Source organism: Aquisalimonas sp. (genome assembly GCF_007120195.1).
Lineage (GTDB): Bacteria > Pseudomonadota > Gammaproteobacteria > Nitrococcales > Aquisalimonadaceae > Aquisalimonas.
Genome location: NZ_SKOG01000196.1, coordinates 1 through 15,526, shown reverse-complemented (window position 1 = coordinate 15,526; position 15,526 = coordinate 1). Strand labels below are relative to the sequence as shown.

Below are 15,526 nucleotides of genomic sequence, written 5' to 3'. Positions count from 1 at the left end.
TGTAGCCGGACACACCCAGCCGGGCGACAACTTGCGTGACGGGATGGCGTCGCGTCGAGCTGGATGTTCCGCAGCTCGATTTCGCGAGGAAGATTCGACCGGCTGGCCGCGTTTGCCCCAAGGCTAGCCCGCCAGGGCATCGGGGGATTCGGGGTTGAGTTCTTCCGGGTCGTCGCGCCCCGGGTACCAGGGCACGCGGCCCTCGTGCACGCCGGTGGTCTTGATGATCTCCGCCACACTGCGCTCCTGGCGATAGGCCATGACATGGGCGCCGCTGACACCCGGAATCTCGCGGATCTCGTTCAGCAGGTCCATGCACAGTCGCTTGCCCTCCTCCTTCTGGTTCGCAGCCCCCTCGAGCCGAGTGATCACCGCGTCAGGGATGTGCACCCCGGGGACCTTATCGCGGATCCAGCGGGCGCTGCGGGCCGAGGCCAGCGGCCCGATCCCGGGCAGGATGAAGAGGCGGTCGGGGCCTTCCAGCAGACCGAGATCGTTCACCTTGAGCATGAAGTTGCGCAACCGCTCGATATCGAAGCAGTACTGGGTCTGGATGAACTGGGCGCCGGCCTCCAGCTTCTTGGCCAGGCGATGCGGTCGCCAGTCCAGCGGCGGCACGAAGGGATTCTCGGCCGCACCGAGAAAAATCCGCGGGGGCGTCACGAGGCGCCGCCCGCTGTCGAATTGTTGCTCGTCGCGCATGCGACGGGCGACCTTCAGCAGGGATATGGAGTCGAGATCGAATACCGGCTTGGCCTGGGGATGGTCACCGGCCTGCACACCGTCACCGGTCAGACACAGCAGGTTGCAGGCACCCATCGCCGCCCCACCGAGGATCTCGCCCTGTATGGCGATGCGGTTACGGTCACGGCACGATATCTGCAGGATGGTGGCATAGCCGACCCGGGTCAGCAGCGAGCAGACCCCGACGCTGGACATATGGCAGTTGGCGCCAGAGCCATCCGTGGCGTTGATGGCATCGACGTAGCCATCGAAGATTGCCGCACGCTTGAGCACCTCTGCCGGGTCGGCAGAGTCCGGCGGGTCGATCTCGCTGGTGATTGCGAACTTGCCCGCCCGCAGCACCCGCTCCAGTCGCCCAGGGGAGACATGGCCGGGGAGGATCGGCAGGGAGTAGCCCGGTACGGGCTCGTCATCGAACCTCATTTCGTTGTCTCTCCGTTGGCGCTCGAAGTGGGGGTAGCGGCCAGCTGGCGAACCACGCGAAGCCAAGACGAGGTTCCCGTGAGGCGATGGTCGACCGGGAATTGGACAGTGTGGATGCTGTCGCCGTGCTTCATCCGACGACTTCCTTCCCAGGCATCGACCCAGACACACATCATTTCGGGCTTCACCTCGCAATGCCCATTGGCACGCACCCCGCCACAGGGGCCGTTGCGCAGTGACTTGGGGCAGTTCATGGGACAGGACATGCCGGTGGAAGAGAGAACGCACTGACCGCACATCCGGCAATCGAAAAGCGCCCCCTTAACGGCCTTTTCCACCGACCTCACCGGCGCCTCGATGCGCTCGTGACCCAGTCGCCTAAACACTGGATCGAGCTTGACCAGCACCGGCTCGAAGCCTCGGTAGATCATCTCAAAGAATCTGGAATGGCGAACCACCCAGCGACGCACCCTGTACATGATACTTTCCTCCTTTCGTCGAGGGGCAGTGTTCTCACTCCGCCAGAGCCGTAGTGGCTGGACTCAGACGGCAGGCGGCATACTTGAACTCGGGGATCTTTCCGAAGGGGTCCAGCGCCGGATTGGTCAGGATATTGGCCGCCGCTTCCAAGTAGCAGAAAGGCACGAAGACGATCCCCTCCTGCATCAGCGGGTCGAGGCGCGCCCTCAGGGTGATGGCCCCGCGCCGGGTGGCGATGGTTAGCGGCTCGCCCGGAGACAGCCGCAGGCGGTCCAGCTCCGCCGGCGCCAGACTCGCCACCGCCTCGGGCTCGATGTCATCGAGCACCCGGCTGCGACGGGTCATGGAGCCTGTGTGCCAGTGTTCCAGTTGGCGCCCGGTGATCAGCACCGTGGGGTAGTCGCCATCGATGGGTTCGTCTGGCGGCAGCGGCCGGGTCGGGGTGAATGTCGCCCGACCGCTCGCTGTGGGGAAGGCATCGCTGAACACCACGTCCTGCCCGGGCGCGTCGTCGCCGGGGCAAGGATAGGTCACCGAGTTCTCGCGTTCCAGGCGCTCCCAGGTGATATGGTCCAGCGACCTCATCCCCTGTTTCATCTCGGCGAACACCTCGCGGGGATGGGTGTAATGCCAGTCCAGGCCCAGGCGGTTGGCGAGCTGCTGGATGATCCACCAGTCGGGCTTCGCCTCACCGGGCAAAGGCACAGCAATGCGGCCCAGCTGCACCTGGCGGTTGGTGTTGGTGACGCTGCCGTCTTTCTCCGGCCAGGCCGAGGCTGCCAGGATGACATCGGCGAACTGGGCGGTCTCGGTGACGAACAGGTCCTGCACCACCAGGTGTTCGAGCTTGCCAAGTGCCGCCCGGGCATGGTCGAGGTCCGGGTCGGACATCGCCGGGTTCTCGCCCTGAATGTACATGCCGCGAATGGTGCCGGCATGGATGGCGTCCATGATCTCCACCACGGTGAGCCCCGGCTTTTCCTCGAGCGGGGTATTCCATAGCGCTTCGAAGGCGGCGCGCACCTGGGCGTCAGTCACCGGCTGGTAGTCGGGCAGCACCATTGGGATCAGGCCGGCGTCGGAGGCGCCCTGGACATTATTCTGGCCGCGTAGCGGGTGCAGACCGGTGCCGGGGCGACCGGTCTGGCCGCAGGCCAGCGCCAGCGAGATCAGGCACCGGGAGTTGTCGGTGCCGTGCACGTGCTGGGAGATACCCATACCCCAGAAGATCATCGCCTTGTCGGCGGTGGCGTAGAGCCGGGCGATCTCCCGGATCTGCTCGGGGGCGACGCCACAGGCCGGCGACATCGCCTCGGGGGTCAGGTCGCGCACATGGGCCTTGAGCGCCTCGAAGCCCTCGGTGTGGGCATCGATGTAGGTCTGGTCATAGAGCCCCTCGCTGACGATCACGTTGAGCATGGCGTTGTAGAGCGAGACGTCGCCGCCCGGGGTGAAGCGCACGCTGCGGTGGGCGTAGGGGTCCAGCGCCTGGCCGCGGGGGTCGAGGATGATCAGCTTGGTGCCGTTGCGCGCCGCCTGCTTAAAGTAGGTGGCCGCCACCGGGTGGTTGATCGCCGGGTTGCAGCCGGTGAGGATCACCACGTCGGACTGCAGCGCCTGCATGAAGGAGGCCGTCACCGACCCCGAGCCGATGCACTCCATCAGCGCCGCCACCGAGCTGGCGTGGCACAGCCGGGTGCAGTGGTCGACATGGTTGGAGCCGAAGCCTGTGCGCACCAGCTTTTGGAACAGCCAGGCCTCCTCGTTGGAGCACTTCGCGCTGCCGAAGCCGGCGAGGCCATCGGGCCCCTGGGCCGACTTGATCGCCTTCAGGCCGTCGGCGGCGAAGTCCAGCGCCTCCTCCCAGCTCGCCTCGCGGAAATGGGTCAGGGGGTTGCGCGGGTCGAAGTCGGGATCGAGCCCCTTGGGCACGCCCGGCCGGCGAATCAGCGGCTTGGTGATTCGCGACGGATGGTTGGGGTAGTCGAAGCCGAAGCGCCCCTTGACGCACAGCCGGTTCTGGTTCGAGGGCCCGTCGCGCCCCTCGACGAAGAGGATCCGCTCGTCCTTGATCTGGTAGGTGAGCTGGCAGCCCACCCCGCAGTAGGGGCAGACCGAGTCGACGGTGCGGTCAGCCACCGCGGAATCCCCGCGCCCCTGCGCGTCCACCAGGGTGGCCGGCATCAACGCCCCGGTGGGGCAGGCCTGGACGCACTCACCGCAGGCCACGCAGGTGCTCTCGCCCATGGGGTCGTCGAAGTCGAAGACGATCTTCGATGCGGCCCCGCGGTGGGCCAGACCGATGACGTCGTTGCCCTGTACCTCGCGGCAGGCGCGCACGCAGAGGTTGCATTCGATGCAGGCATCGAGGTTGACATTCATCGCCGAATGCGTGGTGTCATGGCCGAGGGCATGGGGGAGTGAGCCCGCCCGCTCGGCGACATGGTGCACCGTGGGCGCATCTCGGTCGGCCCGCGCCGGCAGCCGCTCGCGCACCGCGGTGGCGTCGATGGCCAGTTGATCGGCTGTGGCCCAGAAATGGCTCGAACGGTCGGGACTGTCGTCGCGCTCGGGCTGGTCGGCGATCAACAGCTCCATCACGCCCTCGCGGGACACCCGGGCCCGGTCGGACGTCGCGCTCTTGACCACCAGCCCGGGGGCCGCCTCGCGCAGGCAGCTCGCCGCCAGCACGCGCTCGCCCTCGATCTCCACCATGCAGGCACGACAGTTGCCGTCGCTGCGATAGCCCGGGGCATCCCGAAAGCAGAGATGGGGAATGGTCTCGCCGGCGCGCCGGGCCACCTGCCAGAGCGTCTCGCCCCGGTGCGCACTCACCTCGGCGCCATCCAGGGTCAGGGTGAAGGTCTCGTCGCTCATGCTCATCTCCCTTACCCCTTGATGATCACGTTCTGGCTGGCGAGCTCACCGCGGAAGTCCCGCAGCAGCCCCAGCACGGGATTGGGCGCCGCCTGGCCCAGGCCACAGATGGAGGCGTCCATCATCACCTGGGACAGCCGTTCGAGCTCATCGATCCGCCACTCGTCGCGTTCCAGCAGCGTCAGCATCTTCTCGGTCCCCACCCGGCACGGCGTGCACTGGCCGCAGGACTCGTCGGCGAAGAAGGCCAGCAGGTTGGTTGCCACCGCACGCAGGTCGTCCTGGTCGGACAACACGATGACGGCGGCAGAGCCGATGAAACAGCCCGCCTCCTGCAGGGTATCGAAATCGAGCGGGAGATCGGCCTTGCTCGCCGGGAGTATCCCCCCGGAGGCGCCGCCGGGCAGGTAGCCGGCCAGCCGGTGCCCCTCGGCCATGCCACCGCAGTACTCCTCGAGCAGCTCGTTGAGGGTGATGCCGGCGGGGGCCAGATGGACGCCCGGACGCCGGACCCGGCCGGAGACCGAGAAGCTGCGCAGACCCTTGCGACCACGGCGACCCTGGCCGGCGAACCAGTCGGCCCCCTCCTCCCAGATCAGCGGGATCCAGTAGACGGTCTCGACGTTGTTGACCAGGGTCGGGCGGTCGAAGAGCCCCTTCTGGGCGACGAAGGGCGGGCGGTGGCGCGGCTTGCCGGGCTTGCCCTCCAGCGACTCGATCATCGCCGACTCCTCGCCGCAGATGTAGGCACCGGCCCCCCGGCGCAGCACGATGTAACCAGGCGGCACCAGGCCGTCGGCCTCGAGCTCGGCGATCGCCGTGTGCAGCACTTGGTGCAGGCCGGGGTACTCGTCACGCAGGTAGATATAGAGCGCCTCGGCCTCCACCGCCCAGGAGCTCACCAGGGCCCCCTCGAGGAAGCAATGCGGGGAGCGCTCCAGGTAGACGCGGTCCTTGAAGGTGCCGGGCTCGCCCTCGTCGGCATTGATGGCGCAATAGCGCGGCCCAGGTTCCTTGCGCACAAAGTGCCACTTCTTGAACGTAGGGAATCCTGCGCCGCCCAAGCCGCGCAGGTTGGCGATTTCCAGCGCCTGCATCAGCGCCTCCACCGTGACGCGTCCCTCGCGGCATTCGGCGAGCAGCCCATAGCCGCCTTCGGCGCGATAGTCCGCCAGGCGTTGCCAGAGAATCGCCGCGGGATGAAATTGGCCGGTATCGACCGCCGCCTTCACGCTCTCGGCGGTGGCGGAGAGCACATGGTGGTGCCCCACTTCCACCACCGGCGCGGTCTCGCAGCGGCCCATGCAAGGGGCGCGCACCACCCGTACCGCCTCCGGAGCGACACCGGCCGCCAGTTCCGCCTTGAGCGCCGCGGCGCCGGCCAGCTGACAGGAGAGCGAATCACAGACCCGGACCGTCACCTCGGGCGGCGGTGCCTGGTCATCGTGAACCACGTCGAAGTGGGCATAAAAGGTCGCCGTCTCGTAGACCGCGGCCATGGGCAGGTTCATGTAGGCGGCCAGCGCCCGCAGCGCCATCAGCGGCAGGTGGCCGTGGGCGTCCTGGATGGCGTGCAGGTGCTCGATCAGCAGGTCACGGCGCCGGAGTCCCGGGTCGCTGCGCTCGTCGCCGAGCAGCTGGCGCAGCGACGCCAAGGCAACAGGGGGCAGGTAGCGGCCGAGGGGCTTGTCGCGAAAGCGGCGCTTGGGTGTGACAGTCTCGACGGTCATAGCGGGCTCTTTTTTCTCGGTTGCGCTTATCTACTTCGCATGTCCGCACCGGCTCTGGGCACGGACCATTTTGGTTGTTCCAACTCCTCGTTCCTGACCCAATCAGGCCGGCTGACTGGTTTCGAGCTTCTGGCGCAGCACAAATTTCTGGATTTTCCCCGTCGAGGAGGTTGGCAACGGCCCGAAGATGACCTTCTTGGGAGCCTTGAAGCGGCTGATACTCTCCTTACAGAAGTTGATCAACGCGTCTTCGCTCAGCTCGCTGCCGGGACGCAGCTGGACAAAGGCGGCGGGGACTTCGCCCCACTTGGCATCCGCCATCGCCACGACCCCCACGAGTTCGACGTCGGCGTGCCGCTGAATGATCTCCTCGACCTCCAGTGAGGAGATGTTTTCCCCGCCCGAGATGATCACGTCCTTCAGCCGGTCGCGAATCTTTACGTAGCCGTCCGGTTCCATCACTGCCAGGTCACCGGAGTGGAATCAGCCGCCGGCAAATGCTTCACGGGTGGCGGCTTCGTTGCGCAGGTAACCCTTCATGACGATATTGCCTCGGAACATAATCTCGCCCACTGTCTGGCCGTCGGCGGGGACGGGTTCCATCGTGACCGAGTCGAGCACCGTGACGCTTTCTTGCAGTGGATAGGTCACGCCCTGGCGTCCATTCAGCCGGACCCGCTCCTCCAGGGGGAGTTCATCCCAGCCATCCTGTTTGACGCAAACCGTGGCGGGGCCGTAGGTCTCGGTCAACCCGTAGACGTGAGTGAGCTCAAAGCCGATCTTTTGCATCCGCTTAAACACGGACGCAGGCGGCGCCGCACCGGCGATCAGCCCCGACACCTTATGATCGATCGGTTCCTGCGCAGCTTCTGCAGCATCAGCGATCATTGAGTGGACTATGGGGGCACCGCAGTAGTGGCTGACCCGATGCTCCCTGATCAGGCCCAAGATCACCTCCGGGTCGACCCGGCGCAGACAGACGTTGGTCCCGCCGATCGCCGCCAGTGTCCACGGGAAGCACCAGCCGTTGCAGTGAAACATCGGCAGCGTCCATAAGTAGACCACCTCCCGGGGCAACGTCCAGGACAGGACGTTACTGACAGCATTCAGGTAGGCACCGCGATGGTGGGTGACGACCCCCTTGGGGTTGCCGGTGGTGCCGGAGGTGTAACCGAGCGCGATCGCATCCCACTCGTCGGCCGGCAGCTGCCAGTCGTCCAACTCCGGTTGCTCGGCCAGCAACGCCTCGTACTCCAGGTCACCGATCAAGCGCTCTTCGCCCTGACTCGGGTCAGAGACGTTGATCACCTTGGGCACTGGTCCATTCAGCCGGGCCAAAGCCTTTTCGACCACATCCACATACTCGGGGTCAACCAACAGCAGGCGCGCACGGCTATGATCGAGAATAAAGGCGACAGCTTCGGGATCAAGGCGGATGTTGATCGCATTCAACACCGCTCCCAGCATGGGCACGCCGAAGTGGGCTTCGTATATGGCCGGGACATTCGGCAACATGACGGCCACCGTATCGCCCCGGGTAATGCCAAAATCCTTTAACATGGATGCCAGTCGGCAACAGCGCGAATAGGTCTGTTGCCAGCTGTAACGCGTCTTGTTGTAGATCAGCGCCGTCCTGTCGGGATAAACGGCGGCAGCCCGTTTGATAAAGCTCAAGGGTGACAGCGAAACATAATTCGCCGCAGTCTTCTCAAGTGCCTCATTAACATGGCAGATATCAGTCATGGTCTTATCCCTGTTGTTTTATAAAGGGTTCAAAACCCGGCCTTTCAACCGGCACGATCGCGGTACCGAGCCATTAGCTGTTAAGAGTCACCACCCTCATCGCCGGCCATGCAGCCACAGCATCCGCGGTCTGACTGGTACTGCGGTTACCTGACGCACCCAGTGGCGCTAGCGGCCTGGCTGATCCCAGATGGGTCTACGCTTGGCGAGAAAGGCATCGATCCCCTCACCGGCGTCATGGCTCATCATGTTTTCCGCCATCACATTGCCGGCAAAGTCGTAGGCGTCGGCCAACGCCATCTGGCGTTGGGGATGAAACATGGACTTTCCAAACCGCACCGCCGCAGGACTCTTGCTCAGGATCTGTTCCACCTTATCGGCCACGGCCGCATCCAGGTCGGAGTCAGAAGTGACGCCACTCAACAGCCCCCGCGCCAAGGCAGTCTCCGCATCGATGAAGTCGCCGCACACCAGCATGTCGAACGCCTGCTTGGCAGTGACGTTGCGTGAGAGCGCCACAGCGGGGGTCGAGCAGAACAGGCCCACGTTGATGCCGGACACCGCGAATCGGGCCGATTGAGCACCGATGGCCAGATCGCAGCTGGCCACCAGTTGGCACCCTGCGGCCGTGGCCATACCCTGGACTTTGGCAATGACCGGCACCGGCAGCGCGACGACACTCTGCATCACCCGGCTGCAGCTGCGAAACAACTCCTGGTAATAGGCTTGGTCGGGATTTGCGCGCATCTCCCGCAGGTCGTGACCGGCACAAAATCCCCGTCCTTTCCCACCGATCACCACACAGCGCACAGCGGGGTCTGCGGCGATCGAATCCAACTCCCGCTGCAACGCGGCAAGCATTGCTTCGGAAAGGGTGTTGAATTTATCCGGCCGATTGAGCGTGAGATAGACGGCCGCGTCTTTATCCTCCCGGAGAAGGATGTCTTCCGCAGATTGAGTATGATTCATCATTGACTCCCGCCAGAGATGGCTAATTCAAGATAATTGATCGTCACCTCGGTAGTGATCGAATTGCGGATCAAACAGTTTCTCAGGACGCTGGCGTGGATTCTGGACATCGCTCTCTGGTCCGGCATTTTATCGCCGCCGAGGGTGGTGCGTGGCGAGGGAACGAGACGCGTCATCTCCATCCATTTTTTATTATTACTCTCCGGATAGCCGACTGGATTGTCTTCATAAGCTTCAACTGACAACCTTGAAAATCGGCGATAGCCCGAGAAAACAGCATATGACAACCGGAAACCGCGCTGATCAGCATTGGTACCGGGTCGGTGCAGCTTGACTCGCCCTTGCATTCGACCGACGCGGCCCTGCTGCCCACCATTCAACGTAACAAGCTGATTACGAGCGAATTACGCGAGTAGATGTTGGCATCGGTTTCGTGGGGGTACCACTGCCAACTAATAGCGGACCGATGGACTGACATGGGTAAGCCTCCTGTCTGCGAATCCCCTCATCCTAGGTGATCCGGGAAACACCTGCAAAGCGACGATTCCTAAGCAGTTGGTATAGCCTCGCTAATGTGACGTGTTGCAGCCTACTTTGCCCGCGAACCCAGCCTACCAAGTCGCAACCCATGGGTTACGAAAAGTAAGCCAAACGCTTAGAAACTATCACTTTACCCCTTAAAAAACCCCCGAGTAGTGTATAGTCGGTCTGACGAACTTTAAACTGCGTGTTTCGAGCAACACAAGAAAAATTCTCGCCCCACCAGTCCTTATTCATCTAAACAGGGGCTGAAGCCAAACCCGACGACTCCCAGCCGCCGAGGTGCGTCTTTATAACGGCAAAACACCCTAAAAAGACGAGGGGCCCGATGAGCGAATCTACTATGAAGACAATGAATGTTGAATACGCGATCATCGGCGCCGGCACCTCCGGGCTGGGCGCCTACTCGAAAATCAGCCGCAAGACCGACAGCCTAGTGATGATCCAGGACGGTCCCTACGGCACCACTTGCGCACGGGTCGGCTGCATGCCCAGCAAACTCCTGATCACCGCTGCCGATTACGCGCACAACTTGGTCACTAGCGACTTTTTCGGGGTGAGAGCCTCGGGTCACGTGGATGGCCGCAAAGTCCTCGAACGCGTGCGCCGAGAGCGAGATCATCGATTTGTCGCCAACAATCTTCGCTACGTCGCCAAGATTCCGGCCCGCCACAAGCTTGAGGGGCACGCCCGGTTTATCGGACCAGGCCAGCTCAGGGTGGGCGAATCGGTCGAGGTCAATGCGAAAAAATTCATCCTCGCCTGTGGCTCCAGGCCTGCGGTCGGCGCGGTATTCGAGCCGGTTATGGCCCGCGTCCTCACCAGCGACACGGTCTTTGAGCTGGAGGACCTGCCCCGCTCGATAGCAGTGATCGGTATGGGAATTATTGCGCTGGAGCTGGGGCAGGCACTCCATCGACTGGGAGTCGACACAACGATTTACGGCCGCTCCGGCAAGATCAACGCCCTCACCCACCCGGCCATGCAGCAGCATGCGCTCGATATCCTTGGCACCGAACTCGATATCTACCCCAGCGGCCACGTCATGCGCACTTGGGAGGACGCTGAAGGTGCCTGGATTGAGTATGAGCAGTCGAACGGACAGCGGGTCACCAAGGTGTTCGACAGGGTACTGGTCGCCACGGGGAGGATCTCGAACGTCGACCGATTGGGTATGGATCGTACAGGCCTGGAATTCACTGAAACTGGCACGGCGACATTCGATCCGCGGACGATGCGCTTCTTTGACTATCCCATTTTTATTGCCGGGGATGCGACCGACGACCTGCCAGTGTGGCACGAAGCCTTCGATGAGGGGCGTATCGCCGCTGATAATGCGTTGAGCTACCCGAAACTGGTGCCTGCAGAACGTAGACCGCCGTTGATGGTGTTATTCACCGACCCTCAGATCGCCATCATCGGCCAGAGTTTCCGGCAACTTAAAGGTCGGGAGCTCGTCATTGGCGACCTGCCGTTTGCAAGTCCTCGCCATGTGGTCTGGAACAAGGTCCAAGGGCGTATTCAAGTCTACCTGGACGCGCGAACCGGCGTAATTCTAGGGGCCGAATTGCTTGGATACAAGGCCGAACACCTGGCACATCTGCTTGCCCTAGCCATCACACACAGCATGACGGCGGAGCAAGTACTGTCGATGCCTGTCTACCACCCCACCGCCGAAGAGCTGTTACGGGATGTTTTGATCGACGCTCGAGAAAAGTATAGCCGCTACACGGTTGAGAACATGGTCCTCTAAAAGTCAAAGTGCCATGTGCGGACATGGTTCGATACACCGAATCAATGAGTTCGCACAGTCCACTACATTCTACATCAACAAAGGTCATTAGCATGGAAAAACAAGACGATTTTGGATTCGGCACACAGATCCGAAAATCTCCCTACTTTGACGCAACCGTTCGCTGGGGAGCCAAGGGGTTTTCGGTATACAACCATATGTATATTCCACGTGATTTCGGGAGTCCGGAACAGAATTTCTGGAACCTCGTGAATGATGCGATCCTCTGCGATGTTGCCGCCGAACGTCAAGTGGAAATCACAGGTCCGGATGCGGCGAAATTCACGCAGAGCCTAACCCCACGCGATCTGTCAAAAATGGCTGTCGGACAGTGCAAGTATATACTGATCACCAACGCAGACGGAGGTATACTGAACGACCCGATCCTGCTACGGCTGGCAGACAATCATTTCTGGATCTCGCTGGCTGACAGCGACATTCTATTGTGGGCACAAGGTGTTGCGGTTCATTCCGAGCTGGATGTGAGTATTCGTGAACCTGATGTTTCCCCAATGCAATTACAGGGCCCAAAATCAGGCGAGGTGATGAAGGAGCTCTTTGGCGAAAGCATCATGGATCTGCGCTACTACTGGTTGCGTGAGGTTGAACTTGACGGCATTCCGCTGATTGTCTCACGCACCGGCTGGTCGAGCGAACTGGGCTATGAGCTTTATCTGCGTGACGGCGCGCGAGGCGACGAGCTATGGGAAAAAATCATGGCTGCCGGTGCGCCCTTTGGACTGAAGCCTGGTCATACCTCCACCATCAGGCGGATCGAAGGTGCGATGCTCTCCTATCATGCTGATGCCGACATTCACACCAACCCTTACGAACTTGGGATGGACCGTCTGGTGAATCCGGACATGGACGTCGATTTTATCGGCAAGGCCGCGTTGCAGCGCATCCGTGGAAACGGCGTGAGCCGCAAGCACGTCGGGCTGCGTATTGACATGCCGCCCCTCAAAGGACCAAACACCACGTTCTGGCCGCTTGGTAAAGATGGCGAAACAGTCGGCAAGGTGACGTCCGCGGTCTATTCCCCGCGCCTTGAACAAAATATCGCTCTGGCCATGGTTGCTACTGAACATGCCGACATTGGTACGGAACTTCAAATTCAAACCGTATCCGGACCAGCGCAAGCCGTTGTTGTCGAAAAGCCTTTCTACGACCCAAAAAAGAAGATCGCTACATCCGCTTGAACGCCAACCCATTGTGCGAAGGCGACGGATGGATTCACGTGGTGCAACTGCCTGTTGATCACAGTCACGCGGGCAGTTCATCTTGGCCGCGCCTGGCACGGGGGACGTCGGATCTAAAACACGCACCTAAGAGGGTTTCAGGGCTCGGGTTTTTCGTCTAGCGAATCGACAAACAATCACTAATATATAGGTCTTATATTATGAAAAAACCTCTAGAGTTTACTAACCAATACGTCCTTACCGTCAGCTGCGAAACTGGGCCTAACATCGTTGCCGGAATCACATCGTATCTGTCGGAGCATGGCGGCTATATCTACGAGTTATCTCAATTCGATGATAAAATTACCGGTCATTTTTTCATGCGCACTGTGTTAAACACTCTTCATGATTCCCGCTTCTCTTTTGAAGAGTTGCACACAGGTTTTTTTGACCTTGCAGACAAATTTGGCCTCGATTGGGCGATGTATGAGGCTCGCCGCCCGACCAAAGTCTTGATCATGGTATCCAAGTTCGACCACTGTCTGATTGATCTTCTCTACCGGTATCACAAGGGGGAGTTGAACATCGAAATTGTCGCGGTGCTATCCAACCACCTGGATCTTCAACCGATAGCTGAGCGTGAGGGCATTCGCTTTATTCACCTGCCGGTTACAAAAGAAACCAAACCGGAGCAAGAGGCTGAGGTGCTCAACATCGTCAACCAGACGGGAACCGAACTGGTGGTGCTAGCGCGGTATATGCAAGTATTGTCCGATAATCTCTGTGAGCAGCTGCGCGGCCGAGCCATCAACATCCATCACTCCTTCCTGCCCGGCTTTAAAGGCGGCAAACCTTATCATCAGGCGTTTGAGCGTGGCGTTAAGCTGATCGGTGCTACTGCGCATTATGTGACCGGTGATCTGGATGAAGGTCCGATTATCGAACAGTCCGTGCAGCCAGTTAATCACGCTTACTACCCGGAAGAACTGGTTGCCCTAGGCCGGGATACCGAAACGATGGCGCTAGCACGCGCGGTTAAACTGCATACAGAGCACCGTGTCTTTCTTTCGGGTAACAAGACCGTCATTTTCAAATAGGAGCAAAGGGTATTATGGCTCAATTAATTGACGGAAAGCAGCTCTCGGCTCAGGTTCTGCGAGAGGTTGCTGCTGAAGTCGAGCTACTCAGCGCCGAGCATGACGTCGTGCCGACGCTGGCTGTGGTTTTAGTTGGCGAGGATCCCGCCAGTCAGGTGTATGTGAGAAATAAAGTGAAGCGGGCGGAAGAGGTGGGGATGCGTTCTATTGCGCACCGCCTTGACGCCGAATGTACCCAGGATGCCCTGAATGAGCTCATCGGTGTTCTGAACGATGATTCTCAGGTGCACGGCATTCTGGTGCAGCTGCCTCTACCGTCGCATCTCAATGAGGACGATGTGATAGCTGCCATCGATCCGGCCAAAGATGTTGATGGCTTTCACCCACTAAACGTTGGAGCACTTGCGTCCGGGCGGGCGTCGTTAGTACCCTGCACGCCACAGGGCTGCATGATCATGCTGCGCCAGGTTCATCCGGATTTGAGCGGTAAAAATGCAGTGGTGGTGGGCCGCTCTAATATTGTGGGTAAGCCAATGGCTGCGCTGCTGCTACAGGAAAACTGCACAGTCACTATTGCGCATTCGCGAACGAAGAACATCGAATCAGTGTCCCGCAATGCCGATATTGTGGTGGCAGCGGCTGGCCGGGCGAAGCTCATCAACGCCGACTGGATCGGACCTGGTGCAACGGTAATTGATGTCGGTATCAATGCCATTAGTGTTGATGGCAAGAGAAAGCTCATGGGGGATGTGGATTTTGAATCGGTTGCCCCGATCGCTGGTGCAATTACGCCGGTGCCCGGTGGCGTGGGCCCGATGACGATCGCCTGCCTGCTTTTGAATACCACACGTGCAGCAAAGCGTCAGTTGGCCTGACCTTGAGATCTGGCCCCGCTTGCGCCAAGAATGTTCGGCGTCGCCCCGGGCGACGCGAGAACAACAACAAAGGACCTCACATGACCCACGACCAGGATCCCACCCTGGCCCCGGGCCATGACAACACCCTGGTGGCGGGCCTGGACTTCCATAAACCCGTCTTTCCCCGCTCTGCCCTGGCGTTCTTCGGAGATGGGGGGTGGTACGCTGCGGCGCAACGTCTGGACGTGGTCGGTTAGCACCATTCCCTCCACCTCTTGCCCGACTTGCAGCGCGGTCGATGCGCCGGCGACGCACCGCGCCGTCTGGCTCGATCTCCTTGATGGCGCGCTCGAAGACGCAGGCGTTGTCTGCGGCGATATCGGAGGCCGGCCGGTGACCCGGGCACCTCCAGAGCGTGGCAGAGCCCAGTGAGAAAGAGCTGGCTGTTTGGCTGCTTTGAGCCGGGCACGCCTGCCCAGCGCTGGATGAACTGCTCCATGGCCTGCTACCTATCGGTGCCCTGATCTGGGGCAACGGGGACCCTCTATTTCAGTAGAAGTACGTAATCTCCCTAATGGGAGACTGGATCGTGCCCGATTACGGTTGCTGGTGAAGTTCGGGAGCCGTAGAGCCGTAGTGGTCATGGAGGAGCATGCGTGCCCACCCCGCACGGGAGACTCTTGGCGTTCCTGGCACTCATCGCGGTGCTGGTCACGGCGCCGCACGCGGGCTCGCCGGATCCCGAACACGAAGGTTGGCGGGTGATCGAGACGGAGGATGAGGGTGGAGACGAACTGCGCCGGATCGCACGGGAACGGGACGAAAAGTTCGAGTCCATCGCACGGCGGGCGACCGCGGAACCGTGAGCGCTGCCCGATGCCGACACGCCGATCGCCGACGGCGTCCACGTTACGCCTGCGACAGTGGCACAAGCATCAGCCCCGCAGCAGGATGCATTCAGGCATTCCCGGGGCCTGCCAGTGTCCTGTCCCGTAAATACGTTGCGAAAATTGGCGTGGATCCTGACGGTTCCTGGCAAGGCGCGCCGACGAGGCGTAGCGGGGACTACGGCGAGGAGGCGCAACGCCGCCAGGGG

At 61.2% G+C, this 15,526-nt stretch carries 14 protein-coding genes; 6 read left to right on the top strand and 8 right to left on the bottom strand.

The window, feature by feature from the left end; translation table 11 throughout:
* Positions 1–123 precede the first annotated feature (123 nt).
* The 8 genes from QZT63_RS14015 to QZT63_RS13980 form a co-directional block, all read right to left on the bottom strand.
* Positions 124–1,167, bottom strand: coding sequence for a methylenetetrahydrofolate reductase (locus tag QZT63_RS14015; protein ID WP_290652111.1), 1,044 nt, complete (start codon positions 1,165–1,167; stop codon positions 124–126).
* Positions 1,164–1,646, bottom strand: a complete 483-nt coding sequence (locus QZT63_RS14010) for a methylenetetrahydrofolate reductase C-terminal domain-containing protein (RefSeq protein ID WP_290652110.1) — start codon at positions 1,644–1,646, stop codon at positions 1,164–1,166. Before QZT63_RS14010 ends, QZT63_RS14015 begins: the two co-directional genes overlap by 4 nt.
* A 34-nt stretch (positions 1,647–1,680) precedes the next feature.
* A complete protein-coding gene (fdhF, locus tag QZT63_RS14005) occupies positions 1,681–4,524 on the bottom strand; it encodes a formate dehydrogenase subunit alpha (protein ID WP_290652109.1) in 2,844 nt (947 codons plus the stop codon).
* An 11-nt stretch (positions 4,525–4,535) separates the two neighbouring features.
* Positions 4,536–6,254: an NADH-ubiquinone oxidoreductase-F iron-sulfur binding region domain-containing protein gene (locus tag QZT63_RS14000; protein WP_290652108.1), complete on the bottom strand. Its 1,719-nt coding sequence runs from the start codon at positions 6,252–6,254 to the stop codon at positions 4,536–4,538.
* Positions 6,255–6,356: 102 nt separating this feature from the next.
* Entirely contained in the window at positions 6,357–6,713 is a 357-nt protein-coding gene (locus tag QZT63_RS13995) for a hypothetical protein (protein ID WP_290652113.1), read from the bottom strand.
* A gap of 24 nt (positions 6,714–6,737) precedes the next feature.
* Complete coding sequence (locus QZT63_RS13990) at positions 6,738–7,997, bottom strand: AMP-binding protein (RefSeq protein WP_290652107.1); 1,260 nt, start codon at positions 7,995–7,997, stop codon at positions 6,738–6,740.
* Positions 7,998–8,165: 168 nt separating this feature from the next.
* Positions 8,166–8,969 (bottom strand): enoyl-CoA hydratase, encoded by an 804-nt coding sequence (locus QZT63_RS13985; RefSeq protein WP_290652106.1) that lies wholly within the window; start codon positions 8,967–8,969, stop codon positions 8,166–8,168.
* Positions 8,966–9,313 carry a hypothetical protein gene (locus QZT63_RS13980; protein ID WP_290652105.1) on the bottom strand — a complete coding sequence of 116 codons (348 nt, stop codon included), beginning with the start codon at positions 9,311–9,313 and terminating at the stop codon, positions 8,966–8,968. The genes QZT63_RS13985 and QZT63_RS13980 overlap by 4 nt, the downstream gene beginning before the upstream one ends.
* Before the next feature lie 521 nt (positions 9,314–9,834).
* On the opposite strand from QZT63_RS13980, the gene QZT63_RS13975 reads away from it, so the two are divergent.
* The 6 genes from QZT63_RS13975 (at position 9,835) to QZT63_RS13950 (ending at position 15,296) form a co-directional block, all read left to right on the top strand.
* On the top strand, positions 9,835–11,259 hold the full coding sequence (locus tag QZT63_RS13975) for a dihydrolipoyl dehydrogenase (protein WP_290652104.1): 1,425 nt from the start codon (positions 9,835–9,837) through the stop codon (positions 11,257–11,259).
* A gap of 92 nt (positions 11,260–11,351) precedes the next feature.
* Positions 11,352–12,497, top strand: a complete 1,146-nt coding sequence (locus QZT63_RS13970) for a glycine cleavage T C-terminal barrel domain-containing protein (protein WP_290652103.1) — start codon at positions 11,352–11,354, stop codon at positions 12,495–12,497.
* A 200-nt stretch (positions 12,498–12,697) separates the two neighbouring features.
* Positions 12,698–13,573, top strand: a complete 876-nt coding sequence (purU, locus tag QZT63_RS13965; RefSeq protein ID WP_290652102.1) for a formyltetrahydrofolate deformylase — start codon at positions 12,698–12,700, stop codon at positions 13,571–13,573.
* A 14-nt stretch (positions 13,574–13,587) separates the two neighbouring features.
* Positions 13,588–14,448 (top strand): bifunctional methylenetetrahydrofolate dehydrogenase/methenyltetrahydrofolate cyclohydrolase FolD, encoded by an 861-nt coding sequence (gene folD, locus QZT63_RS13960; RefSeq protein ID WP_366637103.1) that lies wholly within the window; start codon positions 13,588–13,590, stop codon positions 14,446–14,448.
* A gap of 80 nt (positions 14,449–14,528) precedes the next feature.
* Positions 14,529–14,687 carry a hypothetical protein gene (locus QZT63_RS13955; protein WP_290652101.1) on the top strand — a complete coding sequence of 53 codons (159 nt, stop codon included), beginning with the start codon at positions 14,529–14,531 and terminating at the stop codon, positions 14,685–14,687.
* 399 nt (positions 14,688–15,086) lie between these two features.
* A complete protein-coding gene (locus tag QZT63_RS13950) occupies positions 15,087–15,296 on the top strand; it encodes a hypothetical protein (protein ID WP_290652100.1) in 210 nt (69 codons plus the stop codon).
* Positions 15,297–15,526 lie beyond the last annotated feature (230 nt).

What these genes read in the sequence shown, in the direction of transcription:
- QZT63_RS13985 (WP_290652106.1), bottom strand. Translation starts at nt 8,969, where the DNA reads ATGATGAATCATACTCAATCTGCGGAAGACATCCTTCTCCGGGAGGAT.
- purU (WP_290652102.1), top strand. Translation starts at nt 12,698, where the DNA reads ATGAAAAAACCTCTAGAGTTTACTAACCAATACGTCCTTACCGTCAGC.
- QZT63_RS13975 (WP_290652104.1), top strand. Translation starts at nt 9,835, where the DNA reads ATGAGCGAATCTACTATGAAGACAATGAATGTTGAATACGCGATCATC.
- QZT63_RS13955 (WP_290652101.1), top strand. Translation starts at nt 14,529, where the DNA reads ATGACCCACGACCAGGATCCCACCCTGGCCCCGGGCCATGACAACACC.
- QZT63_RS14000 (WP_290652108.1), bottom strand. Translation starts at nt 6,254, where the DNA reads ATGACCGTCGAGACTGTCACACCCAAGCGCCGCTTTCGCGACAAGCCC.
- folD (WP_366637103.1), top strand. Translation starts at nt 13,588, where the DNA reads ATGGCTCAATTAATTGACGGAAAGCAGCTCTCGGCTCAGGTTCTGCGA.
- QZT63_RS13995 (WP_290652113.1), bottom strand. Translation starts at nt 6,713, where the DNA reads ATGGAACCGGACGGCTACGTAAAGATTCGCGACCGGCTGAAGGACGTG.
- fdhF (WP_290652109.1), bottom strand. Translation starts at nt 4,524, where the DNA reads ATGAGCGACGAGACCTTCACCCTGACCCTGGATGGCGCCGAGGTGAGT.
- QZT63_RS13990 (WP_290652107.1), bottom strand. Translation starts at nt 7,997, where the DNA reads ATGACTGATATCTGCCATGTTAATGAGGCACTTGAGAAGACTGCGGCG.
- QZT63_RS14010 (WP_290652110.1), bottom strand. Translation starts at nt 1,646, where the DNA reads ATGTACAGGGTGCGTCGCTGGGTGGTTCGCCATTCCAGATTCTTTGAG.
- QZT63_RS13970 (WP_290652103.1), top strand. Translation starts at nt 11,352, where the DNA reads ATGGAAAAACAAGACGATTTTGGATTCGGCACACAGATCCGAAAATCT.
- QZT63_RS13980 (WP_290652105.1), bottom strand. Translation starts at nt 9,313, where the DNA reads ATGCAAGGGCGAGTCAAGCTGCACCGACCCGGTACCAATGCTGATCAG.
- QZT63_RS14015 (WP_290652111.1), bottom strand. Translation starts at nt 1,167, where the DNA reads ATGAGGTTCGATGACGAGCCCGTACCGGGCTACTCCCTGCCGATCCTC.